This is a genomic window from Salmonella sp. NW645 (assembly GCF_051703725.1).
GTDB classification, from domain to species: Bacteria; Pseudomonadota; Gammaproteobacteria; order Enterobacterales; family Enterobacteriaceae; genus Salmonella; species Salmonella enterica.
The window spans coordinates 170,449-191,954 of record NZ_JAMMKR010000008.1 but is presented as its reverse complement, the minus strand read 5'-3'; the positions used below and the strand labels follow the sequence as shown (position 1 = coordinate 191,954).

At 53.7% G+C, this 21,506-nt stretch carries 20 protein-coding genes; 15 read left to right on the top strand and 5 right to left on the bottom strand.

Annotated features, from left to right (window positions below):
- The first annotated feature begins 25 nt into the window (after window positions 1–25).
- The 5 genes from rnc to acpS are packed head-to-tail and all read left to right on the top strand — an operon-like array spanning window position 26 to window position 3,471.
- Window positions 26–706 carry a ribonuclease III gene (gene rnc, locus NA389_RS17840; RefSeq protein ID WP_001068341.1) on the top strand — a complete coding sequence of 227 codons (681 nt, stop codon included), beginning with the start codon at window positions 26–28 and terminating at the stop codon, window positions 704–706.
- A complete protein-coding gene (gene era, locus NA389_RS17835) occupies window positions 703–1,608 on the top strand; it encodes a GTPase Era (protein ID WP_000102230.1) in 906 nt (301 codons plus the stop codon). Before rnc ends, era begins: the two co-directional genes overlap by 4 nt.
- 11 nt (window positions 1,609–1,619) lie before the next feature.
- Window positions 1,620–2,348, top strand: a complete 729-nt coding sequence (recO, locus tag NA389_RS17830; protein ID WP_000399380.1) for a DNA repair protein RecO — start codon at window positions 1,620–1,622, stop codon at window positions 2,346–2,348.
- An 11-nt stretch (window positions 2,349–2,359) separates the two neighbouring features.
- On the top strand, window positions 2,360–3,091 hold the full coding sequence (gene pdxJ / locus NA389_RS17825) for a pyridoxine 5'-phosphate synthase (RefSeq protein WP_000818972.1): 732 nt from the start codon (window positions 2,360–2,362) through the stop codon (window positions 3,089–3,091).
- Window positions 3,091–3,471: a holo-ACP synthase gene (gene acpS / locus NA389_RS17820; RefSeq protein WP_000986043.1), complete on the top strand. Its 381-nt coding sequence runs from the start codon at window positions 3,091–3,093 to the stop codon at window positions 3,469–3,471. Before pdxJ ends, acpS begins: the two co-directional genes overlap by 1 nt.
- 111 nt (window positions 3,472–3,582) lie before the next feature.
- On the opposite strand, the gene NA389_RS17815 is transcribed toward acpS, so the two are convergent.
- The gene (locus NA389_RS17815; RefSeq protein ID WP_001196291.1) at window positions 3,583–3,843 is read right to left on the bottom strand and encodes a YfhL family 4Fe-4S dicluster ferredoxin; all 261 of its coding nucleotides are present in this window, start codon (window positions 3,841–3,843) and stop codon (window positions 3,583–3,585) included.
- A gap of 37 nt (window positions 3,844–3,880) precedes the next feature.
- Window positions 3,881–4,807: a LysR family transcriptional regulator gene (locus tag NA389_RS17810; RefSeq protein WP_001022476.1), complete on the bottom strand. Its 927-nt coding sequence runs from the start codon at window positions 4,805–4,807 to the stop codon at window positions 3,881–3,883.
- 115 nt (window positions 4,808–4,922) lie between these two features.
- Here NA389_RS17810 and NA389_RS17805 point away from each other — a divergent pair, with 115 nt between their 5' ends.
- Window positions 4,923–6,119, top strand: coding sequence for an L-lactate MFS transporter (locus NA389_RS17805; protein WP_001276365.1), 1,197 nt, complete (start codon window positions 4,923–4,925; stop codon window positions 6,117–6,119).
- Window positions 6,120–6,140: 21 nt separating this feature from the next.
- Window positions 6,141–7,058 (top strand): oxidoreductase, encoded by a 918-nt coding sequence (locus tag NA389_RS17800; protein ID WP_000684032.1) that lies wholly within the window; start codon window positions 6,141–6,143, stop codon window positions 7,056–7,058.
- A 38-nt stretch (window positions 7,059–7,096) separates the two neighbouring features.
- Here NA389_RS17800 and NA389_RS17795 read toward each other — a convergent pair whose 3' ends face one another.
- On the bottom strand, window positions 7,097–7,945 hold the full coding sequence (locus NA389_RS17795) for a MurR/RpiR family transcriptional regulator (protein WP_000995688.1): 849 nt from the start codon (window positions 7,943–7,945) through the stop codon (window positions 7,097–7,099).
- 115 nt (window positions 7,946–8,060) lie between these two features.
- On the opposite strand from NA389_RS17795, the gene murQ reads away from it, so the two are divergent.
- From murQ to tadA, 4 genes are read left to right on the top strand one after another with little or no spacing between them, the layout of a single operon-like run.
- The gene (murQ, locus tag NA389_RS17790; RefSeq protein WP_001048527.1) at window positions 8,061–8,954 is read left to right on the top strand and encodes an N-acetylmuramic acid 6-phosphate etherase; all 894 of its coding nucleotides are present in this window, start codon (window positions 8,061–8,063) and stop codon (window positions 8,952–8,954) included.
- Between the two features lie 10 nt (window positions 8,955–8,964).
- Entirely contained in the window at window positions 8,965–10,326 is a 1,362-nt protein-coding gene (locus NA389_RS17785; RefSeq protein WP_000361660.1) for a PTS transporter subunit EIIC, read from the top strand.
- Window positions 10,327–10,329: 3 nt separating this feature from the next.
- Window positions 10,330–10,965: a phosphatidylglycerophosphatase C gene (gene yfhb / locus NA389_RS17780; protein WP_000253554.1), complete on the top strand. Its 636-nt coding sequence runs from the start codon at window positions 10,330–10,332 to the stop codon at window positions 10,963–10,965.
- A gap of 24 nt (window positions 10,966–10,989) precedes the next feature.
- Entirely contained in the window at window positions 10,990–11,541 is a 552-nt protein-coding gene (tadA, locus tag NA389_RS17775) for a tRNA adenosine(34) deaminase TadA (RefSeq protein ID WP_001134558.1), read from the top strand.
- A gap of 50 nt (window positions 11,542–11,591) precedes the next feature.
- Here the strand turns inward: tadA and mltF are convergent, their stop codons facing one another.
- The gene (gene mltF, locus NA389_RS17770; protein ID WP_000734244.1) at window positions 11,592–13,136 is read right to left on the bottom strand and encodes a membrane-bound lytic murein transglycosylase MltF; all 1,545 of its coding nucleotides are present in this window, start codon (window positions 13,134–13,136) and stop codon (window positions 11,592–11,594) included.
- Window positions 13,137–13,367, bottom strand: a complete 231-nt coding sequence (locus NA389_RS17765; protein WP_001667158.1) for a hypothetical protein — start codon at window positions 13,365–13,367, stop codon at window positions 13,137–13,139.
- A 24-nt stretch (window positions 13,368–13,391) separates the two neighbouring features.
- On the opposite strand from NA389_RS17765, the gene purL reads away from it, so the two are divergent.
- The 4 genes from purL (at window position 13,392) to glrR (ending at window position 21,458) form a co-directional block, all read left to right on the top strand.
- Window positions 13,392–17,279: a phosphoribosylformylglycinamidine synthase gene (purL, locus tag NA389_RS17760; RefSeq protein ID WP_000970039.1), complete on the top strand. Its 3,888-nt coding sequence runs from the start codon at window positions 13,392–13,394 to the stop codon at window positions 17,277–17,279.
- Window positions 17,280–17,927: 648 nt separating this feature from the next.
- Window positions 17,928–19,358: a two component system sensor histidine kinase QseE/GlrK gene (gene qseE, locus NA389_RS17755; protein WP_001676035.1), complete on the top strand. Its 1,431-nt coding sequence runs from the start codon at window positions 17,928–17,930 to the stop codon at window positions 19,356–19,358.
- 1 nt (window position 19,359) lies between these two features.
- A complete protein-coding gene (gene qseG, locus NA389_RS17750) occupies window positions 19,360–20,124 on the top strand; it encodes a two-component system QseEF-associated lipoprotein QseG (protein WP_001054246.1) in 765 nt (254 codons plus the stop codon).
- Complete coding sequence (glrR, locus tag NA389_RS17745) at window positions 20,124–21,458, top strand: two-component system response regulator GlrR (RefSeq protein WP_024131152.1); 1,335 nt, start codon at window positions 20,124–20,126, stop codon at window positions 21,456–21,458. The genes qseG and glrR overlap by 1 nt, the downstream gene beginning before the upstream one ends.
- The last annotated feature ends 48 nt before the right edge of the window (window positions 21,459–21,506 follow it).

Sequence of the window (21,506 nt, the reverse complement as noted above, 5' to 3'; positions counted from 1 at the left end):
TGACGCATTCATTTATTGGTATCGCATGAACCCCATCGTAATTAATCGGCTTCAACGGAAGCTGGGCTACACTTTTAATCATCAGGAGCTGTTGCAGCAGGCATTAACTCACCGCAGCGCCAGCAGTAAACATAACGAACGCCTGGAGTTTTTAGGCGATTCAATCCTGAGCTTCGTTATCGCTAACGCGCTTTATCATCGTTTCCCACGGGTGGATGAGGGAGATATGAGCCGTATGCGCGCCACGTTGGTACGTGGTAATACGCTGGCGGAATTAGCCCGTGAATTTGATTTAGGCGAGTGCCTGCGTTTAGGGCCGGGCGAATTAAAAAGCGGCGGATTCCGTCGAGAGTCCATTCTGGCGGACACCGTTGAAGCGTTAATCGGCGGAGTATTTCTCGATAGCAATATCCAGACCGTCGAGCAGTTAATCCTTAACTGGTATAAAACCCGTCTGGATGAGATAAGTCCGGGCGATAAACAAAAAGATCCTAAAACGCGCTTGCAGGAGTATTTGCAGGGTCGCCATCTGCCGCTGCCATCTTACCTGGTTGTGCAGGTACGCGGCGAGGCGCACGATCAGGAATTTACTATCCACTGCCAGGTCAGCGGCCTGAGCGAACCGGTGGTTGGCACGGGTTCCAGCCGTCGTAAGGCGGAGCAGGCTGCCGCCGAACAGGCGCTGAAAAAACTGGAGTTGGAATGAGCACCGACAAAACTTACTGCGGATTTATTGCCATCGTCGGACGTCCGAACGTTGGCAAATCCACCTTGCTGAACAAACTGCTCGGGCAGAAGATTTCGATCACTTCCCGTAAAGCGCAGACCACGCGCCACCGCATTGTCGGTATTCATACCGAAGGCCCGTATCAGGCAATCTATGTCGATACCCCGGGTCTGCATATGGAAGAAAAGCGCGCCATTAACCGTTTGATGAATAAGGCAGCGAGCAGTTCGATTGGCGACGTTGAGCTGGTGATTTTCGTTGTGGAGGGCACCCGTTGGACGCCGGACGACGAAATGGTCCTGAACAAACTGCGCGATGGCAAAGCGCCGGTTATTCTCGCCGTTAACAAGGTGGATAACGTGCAGGAAAAAGCCGATTTGCTGCCGCACCTCCAGTTCCTGGCAAGCCAGATGAACTTTCTTGATATCGTACCGATCTCTGCTGAAACGGGTATGAACGTCGATACCATTGCCGGTATCGTGCGTAAACATTTACCGGAAGCTATTCATCACTTCCCGGAAGATTACATCACCGATCGCTCTCAGCGCTTTATGGCGTCTGAAATCATCCGTGAAAAGCTGATGCGTTTTCTCGGCGCCGAGCTGCCGTATTCCGTTACCGTTGAGATTGAACGTTTTGTTACCAACGAACGCGGCGGCTATGATATCAACGGGCTGATCCTCGTCGAGCGCGAAGGGCAGAAGAAGATGGTGATTGGCAACAAAGGCGCCAAGATCAAAACCATTGGTATTGAAGCGCGTAAAGACATGCAGGAGATGTTCGAAGCGCCGGTACACCTGGAATTGTGGGTGAAAGTGAAATCCGGCTGGGCCGATGACGAACGCGCTCTGCGCAGTCTCGGTTACGTAGACGATCTGTGAGTTAACACAGCGTGGAAGGGTGGCAGCGCGCATTTGTCCTGCACAGTCGCCCCTGGAGCGAAACCAGCCTGATGCTGGACGTCTTCACGGAAGAATCGGGGCGCGTGCGCCTTGTCGCCAAAGGCGCGCGATCTAAACGTTCCAATCTGAAAGGCGCGTTGCAGCCTTTTACGCCGTTATTGCTACGCTACAGCGGACGCGGCGAGGTGAAAACCCTGCGCAGCGCCGAGGCAGTTTCTCTGGCGCTGCCGTTAAGCGGTATTACGCTCTATAGCGGCCTGTATATCAACGAACTCCTCTCTCGCGTACTGGAATATGAAACGCGCTTCTCCGAACTCTTTTTTGATTATCTGAACTGTATTCAGGCGCTGGCGGGAACCACCGGCTCGCCTGAACCGGCGTTGCGACGTTTCGAACTGGCGTTGCTGGGACATCTGGGGTATGGCGTCAATTTCACCCACTGTGCAGGCAGCGGCGAACGGGTGGATGACACCATGACCTACCGTTACCGCGAAGAAAAAGGCTTTTTCGCCAGCGTCGTCATTGATAACAACACCTTTACCGGACGGCACCTGAAAGCGCTGGAGGCGCGGGAATTTCCGGATGTAGATACCTTGCGTGCCGCTAAACGCTTTACCCGTATGGCATTAAAGCCGTATCTTGGGGGAAAACCGTTAAAAAGCCGGGAGCTGTTCCGGCAATTTATGCCCAAACGCACAGTAAAAACGAAGAAAGATTAACGAGGATTGTCATGGCTGAATTACTGTTAGGCGTCAATATTGACCACATTGCCACGTTACGTAATGCGCGCGGCACCGACTATCCGGATCCGGTACAGGCGGCGTTTATTGCTGAACAGGCAGGCGCGGACGGCATTACCGTACACCTGCGCGAAGATCGTCGCCACATTACCGATCGCGATGTGCGCATTTTGCGTCAGACGCTGCATACGCGTATGAATCTGGAGATGGCGGTGACCGAAGAGATGCTGGCGATCGCCGTAGAAACCAGGCCGCATTTCTGTTGTCTGGTGCCGGAAAAACGCCAGGAAGTCACCACCGAAGGCGGTCTGGATGTGGCCGGACAGCGCGATAAAATGCGTGATGCCTGTGCGCGCCTGGCGGCGGCTGGCATCCAGGTTTCGCTCTTTATCGATGCCGATGAAACGCAAATCAACGCGGCGGCGGAAGTCGGCGCGCCGTTTATCGAAATCCATACCGGCTGCTACGCCAACGCAGAAACCGATGCGGAACAGGCAAAAGAGCTGGCGCGTATTGCCAGCGCCGCGACCCTGGCGGCTCGCCTGGGGCTAAAAGTAAATGCGGGTCATGGCCTGACCTACCATAACGTCAAAGCTATTGCCGCGCTGCCGGAAATGCACGAACTTAATATCGGTCATGCCATTATTGGTCGGGCGGTGATGACGGGCCTGAAAGAGGCGGTGGCTGAAATGAAACGTTTGATGCTGGAAGCGCGCGGCTAATGGCGATTCTCGGCCTGGGAACGGATATTGTAGAGATTGCCCGCATTGAGGCAGTGATCTCCCGTTCCGGCGAACGTCTGGCAAGGCGTGTGCTCAGTGACAACGAGTGGGCTATCTGGGAGACGCATCAGCAGCCGGTGCGTTTTCTCGCCAAGCGTTTTGCGGTCAAAGAGGCGGCAGCGAAAGCTTTTGGCACCGGCATCCGCAACGGTCTGGCGTTTAATCAGTTCGAAGTGTTTAACGATGAGCTGGGAAAACCACGTTTGCGGCTGTGGGGCGAGGCGTTAACGCTGGCGGAAAAACTCGGTGTGGCGCACATGCATGTCACGTTGGCCGATGAGCGCCATTACGCCTGCGCTACGGTCATTCTGGAAAGTTAGATTTGCCGGATGACGGTGTAAACACGTTATCTGACCTACAGGCCGACATGTTGTCGGCCTGATAAGCATAGCGCCATCAGGCATTGTTGCGTTGGAAGTGCGTTAACCCGCTTACAGTTTATCTGCGTGATGCATCAGAACAAACTTATCCCACAACTGTTCTTCGGTTTCGACATGGGCGGGATCCTGCAAAATCGTATTGGGGATTGGGCAGACTTTCTGACAGGTCGGCGTTTCGTAATGGCCTACACACTCGGTGCATTTGTCGCTGTTAATCTCATAAATGCTGTCGCCCATTGAAATCGCCTCATTCGGGCACTCCGGCTCGCACATATCGCAGTTGATACATTTTTTGGTGATTAACAGCGCCATCAGGAAATTCTCAGAAACAACACAAATCGGGCGGGCATTATACGCCTATTTTCTGCTCGGGCCAGCTCTTTTCTGGCGCTGATTTGTTATCTACAGTGTAAAAATTTTTGATCTGCTTGAGCAGGCAGATGGTTGCGTTATCCAGTGAAAGGTCATTACTGTGCACCAGCATGACAGGAATAAAGAATGCGGGGATGCCCAGTGAAACCAGGCGAACATTTTTGGGTGTCGATAAATGGGTTAGCGAGCGGGTAATAAATGCGATGCCAATCTGCGCTTCGGCATACTCAAGGCATGAGTAGTGGTTATCCAGTTCGCAGATGACGTTAGGAACGACTTTGCGGTTATTAAATTCAGTGGTGATGATCCCTCTTAATAGCAGAGAGTCATTAAGCACGATAATGGGCTGGTCGTTTAAATCTTTTAGCTGCAGACGTTCGCGTGTCGCCAGAGGATGAGAAAGTGGGATTGCAGCGATAATTTCATCTTCAAACAGCATGGTCGAGCTTAGCTGGGCAGGGAGCGCTGTTCGATAAACAATGCCAATATCAACGGCGCTATCCGTCAGCTTTTTAATGGTTTGCTCAGTTGAGAACTCTTTAACATTTAAAGATATTTCCGGATGGTGTGCCATAAAGTTGCGAAAAGCGGGCAGGACCAGGTAGCTGCCTGACACCCCGATTGAAATAGTATCGCGCTGTTGATCCTGGTAGGGAAGAAGTTCATTTTCGGCATTTTTTAAATCCAGCATTATTTTGTTAGCATGTCGTTGCAAAATAATGCCTGCTTTTGTTAATTTAATTCCTCTACCTTTTCGCTTAAATAATATTGTTTTAAGTGATGACTCAAGTTGTTTGATTTGCTGACTTAATGATGGCTGAGTGATAAACAGGCGACTGGCTGCCCGACTATAATGTAATTCATCACACAATATCAGGAAGGAATGTAGTTGTTTGATATTCATTAAAATTTAATGCCAATCGATTGGGTTTTGTTATAACGATTATAAAAAATACCAAATTGTTTGCCTATTTTGCTTTTTTTAAACTGTGATCAGTGCATTTTAAAAAGGGAAAATTATGTCGGCATCAATCAACCGCTGGGGAATGCTTGCCGCTCACGTGTGCATCAATTTTGTGCTCGGGGGCGTCTACGCATTTAGCTATTTCAAAACACCACTCATGGCGCAATATCACTGGGATCCGGCTACGCTGGCGTTAGCATTCTCTATCAATATGGGGATCATTCCTTTACCGATGATTTGGGGCGGGAGAATGATCGACAACGGTAAAGGAAAGCAGGCGATAGTTATCGGCGGTATCCTGTTTTCTTTAGGTTTTATCTTGTCCGGGTTTGTGGATAATTTGCCCATGCTATTTTTAACCTACGGCGTCATTGCCGGGTTGGGATCGGGCCTGGCTTTTACGGGTAATCTTAATAATATTCTGAAATTTTTCCCTGACCGTCGCGGTCTGGCCAGCGGTATCGTACTGGCGGGTGTTGGCGTCGGGACGCTACTTTGCACCCGCCTGGCCGAATATTTTATGGCGCAAACTCACGATGTTAGTCGGGCGTTGTTATATCTGGGCATTGTTTATCTGGTGGTTATTTTTATCGTCCAGTTCTTTATTCGTAGCGCGCCAGCAAAAGATAGCGGAGGAATTAAAGCGTCGCCACTGGATAAAGACTATCGGCACATGCTGAAAGATCTGCGCTTCTGGCTGCTGTTTATGATTCTGGCGCTGGGCGTGTTCTCTGGGATGGTAATTAGCTCAAGCTCTGCGCAAATTGGTATGACGCAGTACGGTTTACTGTCCGGTGCATTAGTCGTTAGCCTGGTATCGATATTTAACTCAATTGGTCGCCTGTTCTGGGGAGGGTTAACCGATAAATTAGGCGGCTACAATACTCTGGTTATCGTTTATCTTTTTACCTGCGTCTGTATGCTGCTGCTGTTGTTCTTCAACGGTAATACTTCGGTATTCTATTTCAGCGCTTTGGGCGTGGGCTTTGCTTATGCCGGTATATTAGTTATCTTCCCTGGCTTGACCAGCCAGAATTTTGGTATGCGTAACCAGGGACTAAACTACGGCTTTATGTATTTTGGTTTTGCCGTCGGTGCGGTTATTGCTCCTTACGTCACGTCCGCTATTGCAAAATATACCGGAAGCTACAATACGGTATTTATTTTGACAACGGTGCTATTGCTTATTGGAGTCGTGTTGACCCTGATAACGAAGAAATATGTCGCAACGGTTTTAGCCAAAATTCATTAATCAGATAATAAGGAAATAAAAATGAAAATTGCAATCGCAGGTGCAGGCGCTATGGGATGTCGTTTTGGCTATATGCTGCTGGAGGCCGGGCACGACGTGACGCTTATCGATAGCTGGCAGGAGCATGTTGACGCTATTCGTAGCAAGGGGTTGTTTGTCGAAACGGAAACGACTCAGAAGTATTACCCCATCCCTGCTATGTTGGCTGATGAATCCCAGGGGGAGTTTGAGCTGGTTATTCTGTTTACCAAAGCCATGCAGCTGGATAGCATGTTACAGCGTATTAAGCCATTACTGCCAGCCGCGAAAGTAGTGATGATTTTATCTAACGGCCTGGGAAATATCGAAACGCTGGAGAAATATGTCGATCGGCAGAAAATCTATGCGGGTGTGACGTTATGGTCCAGCGAACTGGAGGGGGCTGGGCATATTATGGCCACCGGTACCGGAACGATTGAACTGCAGCCGATTGCCAGCCATGATTCGGCTCAAGAGGCTAAGGTCATTGCCACCCTTAATAGCGCTGGATTGAATGCTGAAATAAGCCCTGACGTATTATTATCGATCTGGAAGAAAGCAGCCTTTAATAGCGTAATGAACACCTATTGCGCGCTACTGGATTGTAATGTCGGCGGATTTGGTCAGCGGCCTGGTGCTTTAGATTTAGCGCAAGCGGTAGTTGATGAGTTTGTGTTAGTTGCTGCCAGCCAGAATATTCCGTTGACTGAGCAAATGGTGATGAATACGGTGAAGAAAGTGTTCGATCCGCGTGAGAGCGGCCACCACTATCCTTCTATGCATCAGGATTTACATAAAGGCCGACTGACCGAAATCGACTATTTAAATGGTGCGATTGCGCGAATCGGCGCTCAGAACAATATTGCCGTACCGGTTAACAAACTCCTGACGCAATTGATTCACGCTAAAGAAGCGCAATAAACTTGATGGCTCTTCTGCATGAGGCGGAAGAGCCATTTTCAAACCAGTTTTTTTACCAGCGCCTCGCTATGGCGAATACGCTCCGGCGCCCGCTCTAAATCCTGTTGTACCAGCGCCATAAACAGTAAGTCGGTCAACATCATTTGCGCATGTGTCGAGGAGATAGCGGCGCTGCGCGTCGCCTGCTCTTCAGCAATCGTATACAGACAGCGGGTGGCGCGCTGCTGCAAGGCGTTGGGAGAAAAACCGGTAATGGCCAGGATCTTCGCGCCTGCGCGTAATGTTTCGTCCGCCGCCAGGTTCAGCTCGCGCCGTTCCCCGGAATAAGAGATCGCCAGCAGCAGATCCTCCGGCGCCAGCGCCTGCACCGTCGCCAGCAGGGCGTGCATATCGCGCTCAACCACCGCGTTAATGCCAATCTTCAGTAGCTTCCAGGCAAAATTTTGCGCCACCAGCCCAGAGGCGCCAATCCCGGTGGTCACAATACGGCGGGCGTGGCGCAGCATCGTGACGCTTTCTAACAGCTTTTCTTCACTGTTAACGTCCAGCGTGGCGTGCATCGCCGCCACATTCTCTTTAATTAATTTTTCCCCGACCAGGCGCATCGGATCGTCGCCGCGAATATGGTTATGAACGGGAACGGAATGCGGATTAGGATTGCTGGCCAACGCTTCGCTGATAGCCAGTTTCAATGCAGGAAACCCTTTAAACCCCAGTTTTTGCGCGAACTTGACTACGCTGGATTGGCTGACGCCCGCTTCGGCCGCCAGTTGCTGCGAGCTCAGATGCCGCGCCGTATCCGGTTGCGCGAGCAGATAATCCGCCAGTTTCCTGTCGCTTTGCGCGAGATCCGGATAACGCTGGCGAATACGAATCAAACAGTTCATGGGCAGCTCCTGCGAAACGTGATGGCGACGACAAAACGAAATTTCACTCGCCTGGGGGAATATTCTATTCCATCATGGACGCTTATTATGAATTAAAAATTCCAGAGGGACAAAAATGAATCTTGGTACCTTAGTGTCTGAAACCCGTAACCCGCAAACGATGGATCTGGATGCGTTGCCTACTCCTGAATTAGTTAAGCGTTTTAATGAACAGGATACGCTGGTAGCGGAAGCAGTAAAAGCCACTCTGCCTGACGTCGCGCGTGCGGTGGATGCCGCAGCGGCGGCGCTGAAGGCTGGCGGACGTATCATCTATATGGGCGCGGGCACCAGTGGTCGGCTTGGCGTACTGGATGCCTCAGAATGCCCCCCGACGTTTGGCGTTCCGCACGGTCTGGTCGTCGGACTGATTGCCGGCGGGCCGGGCGCGTTGTTGAAAGCGGTCGAAGGCGCGGAAGACAGCCAACAGGCAGGCGAAGACGATCTTGTCGCGCTAAATCTGCAAGAACAGGATCTGGTCGTGGGGCTCGCGGCGTCGGGTCGTACACCCTATGTGATTGGCGGCCTGCGCTATGCGCGACAGTCCGGTTGTACCACTGTTGCCGTCTCCTGTAATCCAGATTCGCCTATTGCGCGGGAGGCTAATATCGCTATTTCGCCCGTTGTCGGGCCGGAAGCGCTTACCGGCTCCACGCGGCTGAAATCCGGCACCGCGCAGAAAATGGTGCTCAATATGATTTCTACCGGCGCGATGGTGAAGTTCGGCAAGGTCTATCAAAACCTGATGGTGGATATGAAAGCCACCAACGTCAAACTAGTCGATCGCGCGTGTCGGATGGTCGTTGAAGCGACCGGGATAGGTCGTGAAGAGGCGGAAACGTTGCTGAAACAGACCGATTTTGAGGTTAAGCCCGCCATTTTGATGGCGCTTACGGGGCTGGATGCTGCAGCCGCCAGGGAAAAACTCGCTGCTCATCAGGGCTTTTTAAGGGCGGCGTTAGAACACTAAAGAGGTGTGTATGGATAAGACGGCAGCGCTCGCCAGCGACATTTTACGTGGTATCGGCGGAGAGCAAAATATTCTGCGCCTGGAAAACTGTATGACGCGAGTCAGGGTGGAGGTACAGGACGACAGCCAACTGGATATTCCGCGCTTAAAAGCGTTGCCTGGCGTCAGTGGATACGTAAAGCAAGGGGAGCAACATCAGCTGATCGTTGGGCCGGGGAAGGCTGCACAGGTGGTTGATGCGATGCGCGTGCAGATTGCCGCAGGTGGTGTAAAGCCGGATGACGCTATGGCGCGTACCAAATCCGAGGCGAAAGCGAAGTATAAAGCGCCGATGAGCGATGCGTTGCGTAAGCTGGCGAATGTTTTTATTCCGCTTATCCCCGCCTTTATCGCATCCGGCTTGATTACCGGCATTATCAACATTCTTAAACGTCCGGATATCGTCGGCGACGTTGCCGTCCACTATCCTAACCTGCTGGGCCTGATGGGGATATTTGGCAGCGCGGTATTCGCTATCATGAACATTCTGGTTGGCGTCAATACCGCGAAAGTCTTTGGCGGATCGCAGGCGTTAGGCGGCGTGATGGCGGGGATCCTTTCCAGCCCGCAACTGGCGCAGATTACGCTCTTTGGCGAGGCGCTTCAGCCGGGACGGGGCGGCGTCATCGCCGTCCTGCTGGTGGTGGCGTTAATGTGCTGGATTGAGCGCCAGTTCCGTAAGCTGCTGCCGGGGTCGCTGGAGTTAATTCTTAACCCTTTATTGACGACTGTTATCACCGGCGCGGTAGCGATTGTCGCTCTGCAACCGCTTGGCGGCTGGATTTCAGACGCTATCGCTCACGGCGCGTCCTGGGCTATCGATCGCGGCGGTTTTCTGGTGGGCGCGGTGTTAGCCGGAACCTTCCTGCCGTTGGTACTGACCGGGCTACATCAGGGGCTGGTGCCTATTCATGTGGAGCTGGTGCAAGCACACGGCTATAACGCGTTGTTTCCCATCCTGGCGATGGCGGGCGTTGGTCAGATAGGCGCGGCCATTGCCGTACTGATGAAAACCCGCAATGCGCGACTCAAAAAGGTGATTAAAGGCGCGCTTCCGGTCGGACTGCTGGGAATTGGCGAGCCGCTGATTTTTGGCGTCACGCTGCCATTGGGTAAGCCATTTATTGGCGCTTGCCTTGGCGGCGCGGTAGGCGGGGCGTTGATCAGCTACTGGAAAGTGGCGACGGTAATTACCTTTGGTATTTCCGGTTTGCCGCTGGCATTAACAATTGTTGCCGGAAAAGTCCTGTTCTATCTGTTAGGCTATTTAATAGCGGTAATTGCCGGGTTTATTTTTACCTGGCTGCTGGGGTTCAATGATCCAGAGGAGTAAGATTTGGTCAGCCACGAGCGTCGTGTCGTCTTTTTTGATTTGGATGGAACGTTACATCAACAGGATATGTTCGGCAGTTTTCTGCGTTATTTGCTGTGCCGTCAGCCGCTAAATGCGCTGCTCGTACTGCCGCTGTTGCCCATTATCGGTATCGGTTTACTGGTAAAAGGGCGTGCGGCCCGCTGGCCGATGAGTCTGTTATTGTGGGGCTGTACTTTTGGCCATAGCGAAACGCGTTTGCAGGCGCATCAGGCGGATTTTGTCCGTTGGTTTCGCGCTAACGTCACGGCGTTTCCGGTTGTACAGGAGCGTCTGACCACCTATCTATTGAGCTCTGACGCGGATATCTGGCTTATTACCGGTTCTCCGCAATCATTGGTAGAGCAAGTCTATTTTGATACGCCGTGGTTGCCGCGCGTTAACCTCATCGCCAGCCAGATGGCGCGACGGTATGGCGGCTGGGTATTAACCGTGCGCTGTCTGGGCCATGAAAAAGTCGCGCAACTGGAACGTAAAATCGGTACGCCGCTGCGTCTTTATAGCGGCTACAGCGACAGCAAACAGGATAACCCGCTGCTTTATTTTTGCCAGCATCGCTGGCGGGTGACGCCGCACGGCGAGCTGCAGCAGCTCGAATAGTGAAACGCATAGCGTCTGTGTATAATGCCGCCCGCTTTCATTACCGGAGTTATCTCTTTGTCTGATGTCGAATTAGATCACGAATACTGGATGCGCCACGCGCTGACGCTGGCGAAACGCGCCTGGGACGAACGCGAGGTTCCGGTTGGCGCGGTATTGGTGCATAACCATCGTGTCATTGGCGAAGGCTGGAACCGACCCATTGGCCGCCACGATCCTACTGCGCATGCTGAAATAATGGCGCTGCGTCAGGGAGGTCTGGTATTGCAGAATTATCGGTTACTGGATACCACGCTGTATGTCACACTGGAACCCTGTGTGATGTGCGCAGGCGCTATGGTGCATAGCCGCATTGGACGCGTTGTCTTTGGCGCGCGCGATGCAAAAACCGGCGCGGCCGGATCGCTAATTGATGTGCTGCACCATCCGGGAATGAATCACCGGGTCGACATTATTGAAGGGGTGCTGCGCGATGAATGTGCGACGCTGCTCAGTGATTTTTTCCGTATGCGTCGTCAGGAAATTAAAGCCCTGAAGAAAGCCGACCGTGCGGAAGGCGCGGGGCCGGCACTATAGCGCAATGCCGGATAAGACGTTGCGCGTCGCCATCCGATAAGACCATCGCACTATTTTTCTTCTTTCTTCTGCGGCGTAAACAGTAAAGACGGCGAATGCGTCAGGTAGCCTGATGACTGCGATAAAAACGACAGGAGGGGGAAGGGCGCTTTATTCAGCTCCTCCGGCGACACCGCCGGGTAATCCTGCGCCAGTTTCATGGCTTCCGCTTCCTGCTTTTCTTTTTCCTGCAAATACCCCACTAAACTTATCTGGTATTTACGGATATTTTCCACATAAGCATAAGCCTCATGTCCACGCGCGTAACCGTAGGTTAGCTTACTGTAATACGGTTTTTGGCTTAACAGCGGCAAACGCTGCTTCACATCGGTCCAGCTATCCGGATTGCCTTTGGTTTTTACCGTCAGCGATCTGGCATCGAGCATGTGCGCATAACCCATATTGTAGGCGGCTAAGGCAAACCAGATACGCTCGTCTTCCGGAACGGTTTCGGGAACTTTAGCCATCATATCTTCAAGATAGCGAGCGCCGCCGCTGATGCTTTGCTCCGCATCGGTACGGTCGGTCAGCCCCAGACTTTGGGCGGTATTTTTAGTCAGCATCATCAGGCCGCGCACGCCGGTTGGCGAGGTCGCCAGCGGATCCCAGTGCGATTCCTGATAAGAAATCGCCGCCAGCAGGCGCCAGTCTATCTGTTTGGCATATTTTTTAAATAACGGTTCCAGCTCCGGCAGGACGTTATCCACCGCTCGCAGGAAAGAGCGGGTATCAACGTAGTCGAAATCATCGCCATGCCCCAGATATTTCTCTTCGATCCGCGCCAGAGAACCGTCTTCATTGATCGAATTGAAAAAATCGAGCAGCGCGGCGGAGAGCGTATTATCGTCGTCCAGTCGGCTAAACCAGGTCACGGGCTGTTCATCCGTGACATCCAGCGCCACGGCCAGTTCGGGATGAACGCGCTGAAACAGACTGATCGCCACTGAATCGGCAATGGTGTAATCCAGTTTGCCGCTGATGACCTCTTCCAGCAGCGTCGTCGAGCCTTTTTTATCATCCACCTTCCAGCTCAGGTCGGGAAACTTTGTCTCTTTTAAACGCTGTAAATCATTGACCACGACGTGCCCTGGCGCAATGGTAAGCTGATTCTCGTTAACGGTCGCCAGCGAGCGTGGGCGATATTGTCCGACCCGGTAGACGAGCTGTTGCGAAACCGAGTAATACATGGGGCCGGGCTGATAGTTTTTAACGCGCGTGCTGTCGTAGACCAGCCCAGCCGCGAGCAGGTCGGCATTGTCGTTATCCAGATCGTCAAACAACTGGCTGATATTCTGGCGCACCGTCACTTTCAGCTTCACGCCGAGATAGTTGGCGAACTGCTGCGCCAGTTCATAGTCCAGACCATATTTTTTACCGTTGATAACGGAATAGGTTAATGGCGAGTCGATCGTACTGACGCGCAGTACCCCCCGGGCTTGAATCGCGGCGATATGGTTTTCGGTTTTACCGAACCAGGGGATTGAGGGCCAAAGGGCTGCTGCCAGCAGCAGCGTCAATATGCCGATGAACAGATAATTAATCTTTAATTTTTTCAATTAGTTAATTCTCTGGATCGTGCGTTGCCTCGGGCTGAAAAAGATGTTTTGCTGCAATAGATAAGTCATTAATGAGCGGCATTTTGCGTAACAATGCGCCAGTTGGCAACTTATTCGCAACGATAGCCGCACCGTATGACAAGAAAAAGCGGTGATTTTATTTCTACGCAAACGGTTTCGTCGGCGCGTCAGATTCTTTATAATGACGGCCGTTTCCCCCCTTGCGCACACCGAAGCTTAGAAGACGAGAGACTTATGATGGAAATTCTGCGTGGTTCGCCTGCACTGTCTGCATTCCGTATCAATAAACTGCTGGCGCGCTTTCAGGCTGCCAACCTCCAGGTCCACAATATATACGCTGAGTATGTCCATTTTGCTGACCTGAACGCCCCGTTAAATGATAGCGAGCAGGCGCAGCTTACCCGTCTGCTGCAATACGGCCCGGCGCTTAGCAGCCATACGCCGGCGGGTAAACTCCTGTTGGTCACACCGCGTCCTGGTACCATCTCCCCCTGGTCTTCAAAAGCAACGGATATCGCCCACAACTGCGGCCTGCAACAGGTTGATCGTCTGGAGCGTGGCGTAGCGTACTATATCGAGGCTTCGACGTTGACGGCGGAACAGTGGCGACAAGTGGCCGCAGAGCTGCACGACCGTATGATGGAGACGGTGTTCTCTTCTTTAACCGATGCGGAAAAATTGTTTATCCACCATCAGCCTGCGCCGGTTTCCAGTGTCGATCTGCTGGGAGAAGGCCGTCAGGCGTTAATTGACGCCAACCTGCGTCTCGGTCTGGCGCTGGCGGAAGATGAAATCGACTATTTGCAGGAGGCGTTTACCAAACTGGGGCGCAACCCGAACGATATCGAATTGTACATGTTCGCCCAGGCGAACTCCGAGCACTGCCGCCACAAGATTTTTAACGCCGACTGGATTATCGACGGTAAACCGCAGCCGAAGTCGCTGTTTAAAATGATTAAAAACACCTTCGAAACCACGCCGGACTATGTGCTCTCTGCCTATAAAGACAATGCCGCGGTGATGGAAGGATCTGCGGTGGGGCGCTACTTCGCCGACCACCATACCGGCCGTTACGATTTTCATCAGGAGCCCGCGCACATTCTGATGAAGGTCGAAACGCATAACCACCCAACCGCCATCTCTCCGTGGCCGGGGGCGGCGACCGGTTCCGGCGGCGAAATTCGTGATGAAGGTGCCACCGGGCGTGGCGCGAAACCAAAAGCCGGGCTGGTGGGCTTCTCCGTTTCCAACCTGCGTATTCCGGGCTTTGAACAGCCGTGGGAAGAGGATTTTGGCAAGCCGGAACGTATTGTCACCGCGCTGGATATCATGACCGAAGGTCCGCTGGGCGGCGCGGCGTTTAACAACGAATTTGGTCGCCCGGCGCTGACCGGTTACTTCCGTACTTATGAAGAGAAAGTGAACAGCCATAACGGTGAAGAGCTGCGCGGCTACCATAAGCCGATCATGCTGGCGGGCGGGATCGGTAACATTCGCGCCGATCACGTGCAGAAAGGCGAGATCGTCGTCGGCGCGAAGCTGATCGTCCTTGGCGGCCCGGCGATGAATATCGGCCTCGGCGGCGGCGCGGCATCGTCAATGGCTTCCGGCCAATCTGACGCTGACCTCGACTTTGCTTCCGTACAGCGCGACAACCCGGAAATGGAACGCCGCTGCCAGGAAGTGATCGACCGCTGCTGGCAGTTGGGTGATGCCAACCCAATCCTGTTTATCCATGATGTGGGCGCGGGCGGTCTCTCCAATGCGATGCCGGAGCTGGTGAGCGACGGCGGGCGCGGCGGGAAGTTCGAACTGCGCGACATTCTTAGCGACGAGCCGGGCATGAGCCCGCTGGAAATCTGGTGTAACGAATCCCAGGAGCGCTATGTGCTGGCGGTCGCGGCTGACCAGTTGCCGCTGTTCGATGAACTGTGTAAGCGCGAACGTGCGCCGTATGCGGTCATTGGCGACGCTACCGAAGAACAGCATCTCTCGTTGCATGATAACCATTTCGACAATCAGCCGATCGACCTGCCGCTGGATGTCCTGCTGGGCAAAACGCCGAAAATGACCCGCGATGTGCAAACATTGAAGGCGAAAGGCGATGCGCTGAACCGCGCGGATATCACGATTGCCGACGCGGTAAATCGTGTTCTGCATCTGCCGACCGTGGCGGAAAAAACCTTCCTTGTCACTATTGGCGACCGTACCGTCACCGGTATGGTGGCGCGTGACCAGATGGTTGGCCCGTGGCAGGTTCCGGTGGCTGACTGCGCGGTCACTACCGCCAGCCTCGACAGCTACTACGGCGAAGCGATGTCGATTGGCGAGCGCGCGCCGGTGGCGCTGCTGGACTTTGCCGCTTCCGCCCGTCTGGCCGTCGGTGAAGCGTTGACTAACATTGCCGCGACGCAGATTGGCGATATCAAGCGCATTAAGCTTTCCGCTAACTGGATGGCGGCAGCCGGTCATCCTGGCGAAGATGCCGGTTTGTATGACGCGGTTAAAGCGGTGGGAGAGGAACTCTGTCCGCAGCTTGGCCTGACGATTCCGGTGGGCAAAGATTCGATGTCGATGAAAACCCGCTGGCAGGAAGGTAACGAACAGCGCGAAATGACCTCGCCGCTGTCGCTGGTGATTTCCGCGTTTGCCCGCGTGGAGGACGTGCGTCACACCCTTACGCCGCAGCTGTCAACGGAAGATAACGCCTTGTTGCTGATCGATCTTGGCAAGGGCCACAACGCGCTGGGCGCAACGGCGCTGGCGCAGGTCTATCGTCAGCTTGGCGACAAACCCGCGGACGTGCGTGACGTCGCGCAACTGAAAGGCTTCTATGACGCCATGCAGGCGCTGGTCGCTGCGCGTAAATTACTGGCCTGGCACGACCGTTCCGACGGCGGTCTGCTGGTGACGCTGGCCGAGATGGCCTTTGCCGGCCACTGCGGCGTGCAGGTCGATATCGCTGCGCTGGGCGATGACCACCTGGCCGCGCTGTTCAACGAGGAGCTGGGCGGCGTGATTCAGGTACGCGCTGAAGACAGAGACGCGGTCGAAGCGCTGTTGGCGCAGTACGGCCTTGCTGACTGCGTCCACTACCTTGGTCAGGCCCTGGCTGGCGATCGCTTTGTGATTACCGCTAATGACCAGACGGTATTCAGCGAAAGCCGCACTACGCTGCGTGTCTGGTGGGCGGAAACCACCTGGCAGATGCAGCGTCTGCGCGACAATCCGCAATGTGCCGACCAGGAACACGAGGCGAAAGCGAATGATGCCGATCCGGGCCTCAACGTGAAGCTGTCGTTTGATATTAATGAAGATATCGCCGCGCCGTACATTGCGACAGGCGCACGACCGAAAGTCGCTGTACTGCGCGAGCAGGGGGTGAACTCTCACGTGGAGATGGCTGCGGCGTTCCATCGTGCGGGCTTTGACGCGATTGACGTCCATATGAGCGACCTGCTGGGCGGTCGTATCGGTCTGGGCAACTTCCATGCGCTGGTGGCTTGCGGCGGCTTTTCCTACGGCGACGTGCTGGGGGCGGGCGAAGGCTGGGCGAAATCCATTCTGTTTAACCATCGGGTGCGCGACGAATTCGAAACCTTCTTCCATCGTCCGCAGACGCTGGCGCTGGGCGTGTGCAACGGTTGCCAGATGATGTCGAATCTGCGCGAGCTGATCCCGGGCAGCGAACTGTGGCCGCGTTTTGTACGTAACCATTCTGACCGCTTCGAAGCCCGCTTCAGCCTGGTGGAAGTGACGCAAAGCCCATCGCTGCTGCTGCAAGGAATGGTAGGCTCACAGATGCCGATTGCGGTTTCCCATGGGGAAGGGCGCGTTGAGGTGCGGGACGATGCGCATCTTGCCGCGCTTGAGAGCAAAGGCCTGGTCGCCCTGCGCTACGTTGATAACTTTGGTAAGGTGACCGAAACCTATCCGGCTAACCCGAACGGTTCGCCGAACGGCATCACGGCGGTGACGACCGAAAACGGTCGGGTGACGATTATGATGCCGCATCCGGAACGCGTATTCCGCACCGTCGCCAACTCCTGGCACCCGGAAAACTGGGGCGAGGATAGCCCGTGGATGCGTATCTTCCGTAATGCGCGTAAGCAGCTTGGTTAATTAGCCCGATAGCCATTAAGCCCCTCTTCACGAGGGGCTTTTTTGTAGACGGCGTTTACAGGCCCACGGGGAAGCGCGGTTGAAGCTACCGTCTTGAACGTCAAGCGGTAGGCCGGATAAGGCGTTTACGCCGCCATCCGGCAATAAACTAGTGCTTATGCCGCAAGATTAAAGTGTCGGGAAATCCCGACATGAGTGGGGGATAGATTGTCGCCAAAAAGAGACATTTAACTATTTGATTTTAAATTGTTTTATTTTTAGGTGTTGCAGGTGTTGCTGATTGGCGACAGAAAGGGCAAAAAACAGACAGAGCCATTTTTAGCATGAATAACGATATTTTTCATATCTATCATTGTGTTAACAAAGTATTTTGAATGTTGGCACAATTACTGCATAATGATAACCAGTGGCTCATTCACCTTCTTATGTCAGCCCCTTAGGGACGCGCTACATAAACTTCGAATGACGCACAACAAGGTGCCTGCCGTCCAACTTCTGATAATAGCGTAGCTTTATCAACCTCCGGGCGAAACGTCGAGTTAGGCACCGCCTTATTCCATAACAAAGCCGGGTTTAGCCCGGCTTTGTTGTATCTGGCGCTTCCCTCGGTTAGCATCTTTTTTATTCTTCTTTTATGTGAGCGACACGTTGAAGCGCTGGTCTGTTTTCCCCCGTTCTTTACGACAATTGGTCATGCTGGCCTTTTTGCTGATCCTGCTGCCGTTGCTGGTTCTGGCCTGGCAGGCGTGGCAAAGCCTTAACGCGTTAAGCGATCAGGCTGCGGTGACTAACCGCAGCACGCTTATTGACGCCCGACGCAGCGAGGCGATGACCAACGTCGCGCTGGAGATGGAGCGAAGCTACCGACAGTATTGCGTGCTTGACGATCCGACGCTGGCAAAAGTGTATCAAAGCCAGCGTAAGCGCTATAGCGATATGCTGGACGCCCATGCCGGCGTCTTGCCGGATGATAAGTTGTATCAGGCGTTACGCCAGGATTTAAACGCGCTGGCGCAATTGCAGTGTAAAGATAGCGGCCCGGAAGCGGCAGCGGCCGCGCGTCTGGAGGCCTTTGCCAACGCTAATACGGAAATGGTGCAGGCGACGCGTACTGTGGTTTACTCGCGCGGGCAGCAGTTACAACAAGAAATCGCCGAGCGCGGACAATTTTTCGGCTGGCAGGCGCTGGTGCTATTTCTGGTGAGCCTGGCGATGGTGCTACTTTTTACCCGCATGATTATCGGGCCGGTGAAAGGAATTGAACGGATGATTAATCGCCTGGGCGAAGGCCGTTCTTTGGGGAATACCGTCACCTTTACCGGTCCGCGTGAATTACGATCGGTGGGGCAGCGCATTATCTGGCTGAGTGAGCGTCTGGCGTGGCTGGAATCCCAGCGCCATCAGTTTCTACGTCACTTGTCCCATGAGCTGAAAACTCCGCTGGCCAGTATGCGCGAGGGGACAGAGCTGCTGGCCGATCAGGTGGTTGGGCCGCTGACGCCGGAGCAAAAAGAGGTGGTCGATATTCTGGATGACAGTAGTCGTAATTTACAAAAATTGATTGAGCAATTGCTTGATTACAACCGGAAACTGGTAGACAGTGCCACAGAGCTGGAAGCGGTCGATATCGCGCCGCTTGTGGATATGGTGGTTTCCGCCCACAGTTTGCCTGCCCGCGCTAAAATGATGCATACCGATGTCGACCTGGAGGCCGAACGCTGCATAGCAGAGCCCATGTTGCTGATGAGCGTGCTGGATAATCTCTATTCCAACGCGGTGCACTATGGCGCTGAATCCGGTAACATTTGCATCCGTAGTCGTTCTCAGGGCTCCACGGTTTATATCGATGTGGTTAATAGCGGCGAGCCGATTCCGCAAACCGAAAGAGAAATGATTTTTGAGCCTTTTTTCCAGGGAAGTCACCAGCGAAAAGGGGCGGTAAAAGGCAGTGGGTTAGGGCTGAGTATCGCCAGAGATTGTATTCGTCGAATGCAGGGAGAGATCCAACTGGTGGATGACAAAGCGCAGGAAGTTTGTTTTCGCATCTCGCTGCCGCTGCCTGCATCTGACAAACACTAATATGAATTTAAGCCTGGTGCGTATGTCACACGTTTTAGTCCAAACTATTAAACGATGCCTTTTGCGGTGGGGAATACCGGTGGGCATATCGTGTCTGGCGCTGACCGCATGTGTTCCCCATGCTTCACAGCAACTGCCCGATAGCGCAGCGCAGGACACGCTCCCCCATTATCAACTGGCGGATTATCTCCCGACGGCGTGCGCGGATATCTGGTCGCTACGCGGGCAGGCGGTAGAGACGAATCCGCTGTACTGGCTACGCACGATTGACTGCGCCGATCGTCTGATGCCGGTTCAGTCGCGCGCAGAGGCGCGCGCGTTGACGGATGATAACTGGCAGAATGCCTTCAGGCGCGGGATCTTACTGGCGGATGCAAAAATTACGCCGCCGGAGCGGCGCGCCATAGTGACCCGTCTGGAGGCGTTAAGCGCGCAAATACCGGCTCAGGTACGGCCCGTCTACCAAATCTGGCATGACGGTCAGGCGCTGCAATTAGCGCTTTCTGCCGAACGTCAGCGTTATAGCAAACTCCAGCAAACGTCAGATAGTGAGCTGGATGCGCTGCGCCAGCAGCAACAGGCCTTGCAAACGCAGCTCGATCTTACCACCCGTAAGCTGGAGAGTTTAACCGATATTGAGCGCCAGCTTTCGACACGAAAACCGGCAGGTAATTACAACGCCGATACGCCGCATACCAATGACAAACCCGCGACGTCTGAAGATGGCGCGGCGCCGTCGCCGTCACAAGATGAGGTAACGCCATGATAAGCCGTAAACCGGCGCACCTGTTGCTGGTCGATGACGATCCCGGATTACTGAAATTGCTCGGTATGCGCCTGACCAGTGAAGGATACAGTGTCGTGACCGCAGAGAGCGGTCAGGAAGGACTGCGGGTACTGCATCGGGAAAAAGTGGATCTGGTAATAAGCGACCTGCGCATGGATGAAATGGATGGTATGCAACTGTTCACAGAAATTCAGAAAGTACAGCCGGGAATGCCGGTTATCATTCTGACGGCGCATGGTTCCATTCCGGATGCGGTGGCCGCTACCCAGAAGGGCGTATTCAGCTTTTTGACAAAGCCGATCGACAGAGACGCGTTATATAAAGCGATAGATGAAGCGCTGGAGCAGTCCGCTCCCGCGACGGACGATAGCTGGCGCAACGCTATCGTTACCCGTAGCCCGCTGATGCTGCGACTGCTTGAACAGGCGCGCATGGTCGCGCAGTCGGATGTCAGCGTATTGATTAACGGACAAAGCGGTACCGGAAAAGAGATTTTCGCACAGGCGATTCATAATGCCAGCCCGCGCAATAACAAGCCGTTTGTCGCCATCAACTGCGGCGCGTTGCCGGAACAGTTGCTGGAGTCCGAATTATTCGGCCATGCGCGCGGCGCCTTTACCGGCGCAGTGAGCAATCGTGAAGGGTTGTTCCAGGCGGCGGAAGGCGGCACGCTGTTTCTGGATGAAATTGGCGATATGCCCGCGCCGTTACAGGTGAAGCTGCTGCGGGTGTTACAGGAGCGCAAAGTCAGGCCGCTGGGCAGCAATCGCGATATTGATATAGACGTGCGAATTATTTCCGCGACGCACCGCGATCTGCCGAAGGCGATGGCGCGGGGCGAATTTCGTGAAGATTTGTACTACCGGCTGAATGTCGTGAGTCTGAAAATTCCGGCGCTGGCGGAGCGTACCGAAGATATTCCGCTGCTGGCTAATCATCTGCTCAGACAGTCGGCACAGCGGCATAAACCGTTTGTTCGCGCCTTTTCTACTGATGCAATGAAACGGCTGATGACGGCAAGCTGGCCGGGCAACGTGCGCCAACTGGTCAACGTCATTGAACAATGCGTGGCGTTAACCTCTTCGCCGGTGATCAGCGATGCGTTGGTCGAACAGGCGCTGGAAGGCGAAAACACCGCGCTGCCAACTTTTGCCGAAGCGCGAAACCAATTTGAACTGAACTATCTGCGCAAGTTACTGCAAATTACCAAAGGTAACGTGACGCACGCTGCAAGGATGGCGGGGCGCAACCGCACGGAATTCTATAAGCTACTCTCCCGTCACGAACTGGATGCGAATGATTTCAAAGAGTAGTTTTCATGCCGTAAAGTAGCGCGAAATATGTTACGTTTAACCGATCAA

Excerpts from the sequence above, each read along its gene's own strand:
- qseG (WP_001054246.1), top strand. The coding sequence starts at position 19,360 with ATGAATTTAAGCCTGGTGCGTATGTCACACGTTTTAGTCCAAACTATT.
- NA389_RS17795 (WP_000995688.1), bottom strand. The coding sequence starts at position 7,945 with ATGAACTGTTTGATTCGTATTCGCCAGCGTTATCCGGATCTCGCGCAA.
- acpS (WP_000986043.1), top strand. The coding sequence starts at position 3,091 with ATGGCGATTCTCGGCCTGGGAACGGATATTGTAGAGATTGCCCGCATT.
- rnc (WP_001068341.1), top strand. The coding sequence starts at position 26 with ATGAACCCCATCGTAATTAATCGGCTTCAACGGAAGCTGGGCTACACT.
- era (WP_000102230.1), top strand. The coding sequence starts at position 703 with ATGAGCACCGACAAAACTTACTGCGGATTTATTGCCATCGTCGGACGT.
- NA389_RS17800 (WP_000684032.1), top strand. The coding sequence starts at position 6,141 with ATGAAAATTGCAATCGCAGGTGCAGGCGCTATGGGATGTCGTTTTGGC.
- tadA (WP_001134558.1), top strand. The coding sequence starts at position 10,990 with ATGCCGCCCGCTTTCATTACCGGAGTTATCTCTTTGTCTGATGTCGAA.
- NA389_RS17810 (WP_001022476.1), bottom strand. The coding sequence starts at position 4,807 with ATGAATATCAAACAACTACATTCCTTCCTGATATTGTGTGATGAATTA.
- pdxJ (WP_000818972.1), top strand. The coding sequence starts at position 2,360 with ATGGCTGAATTACTGTTAGGCGTCAATATTGACCACATTGCCACGTTA.
- murQ (WP_001048527.1), top strand. The coding sequence starts at position 8,061 with ATGAATCTTGGTACCTTAGTGTCTGAAACCCGTAACCCGCAAACGATG.
- purL (WP_000970039.1), top strand. The coding sequence starts at position 13,392 with ATGATGGAAATTCTGCGTGGTTCGCCTGCACTGTCTGCATTCCGTATC.
- NA389_RS17805 (WP_001276365.1), top strand. The coding sequence starts at position 4,923 with ATGTCGGCATCAATCAACCGCTGGGGAATGCTTGCCGCTCACGTGTGC.
- NA389_RS17815 (WP_001196291.1), bottom strand. The coding sequence starts at position 3,843 with ATGGCGCTGTTAATCACCAAAAAATGTATCAACTGCGATATGTGCGAG.
- NA389_RS17785 (WP_000361660.1), top strand. The coding sequence starts at position 8,965 with ATGGATAAGACGGCAGCGCTCGCCAGCGACATTTTACGTGGTATCGGC.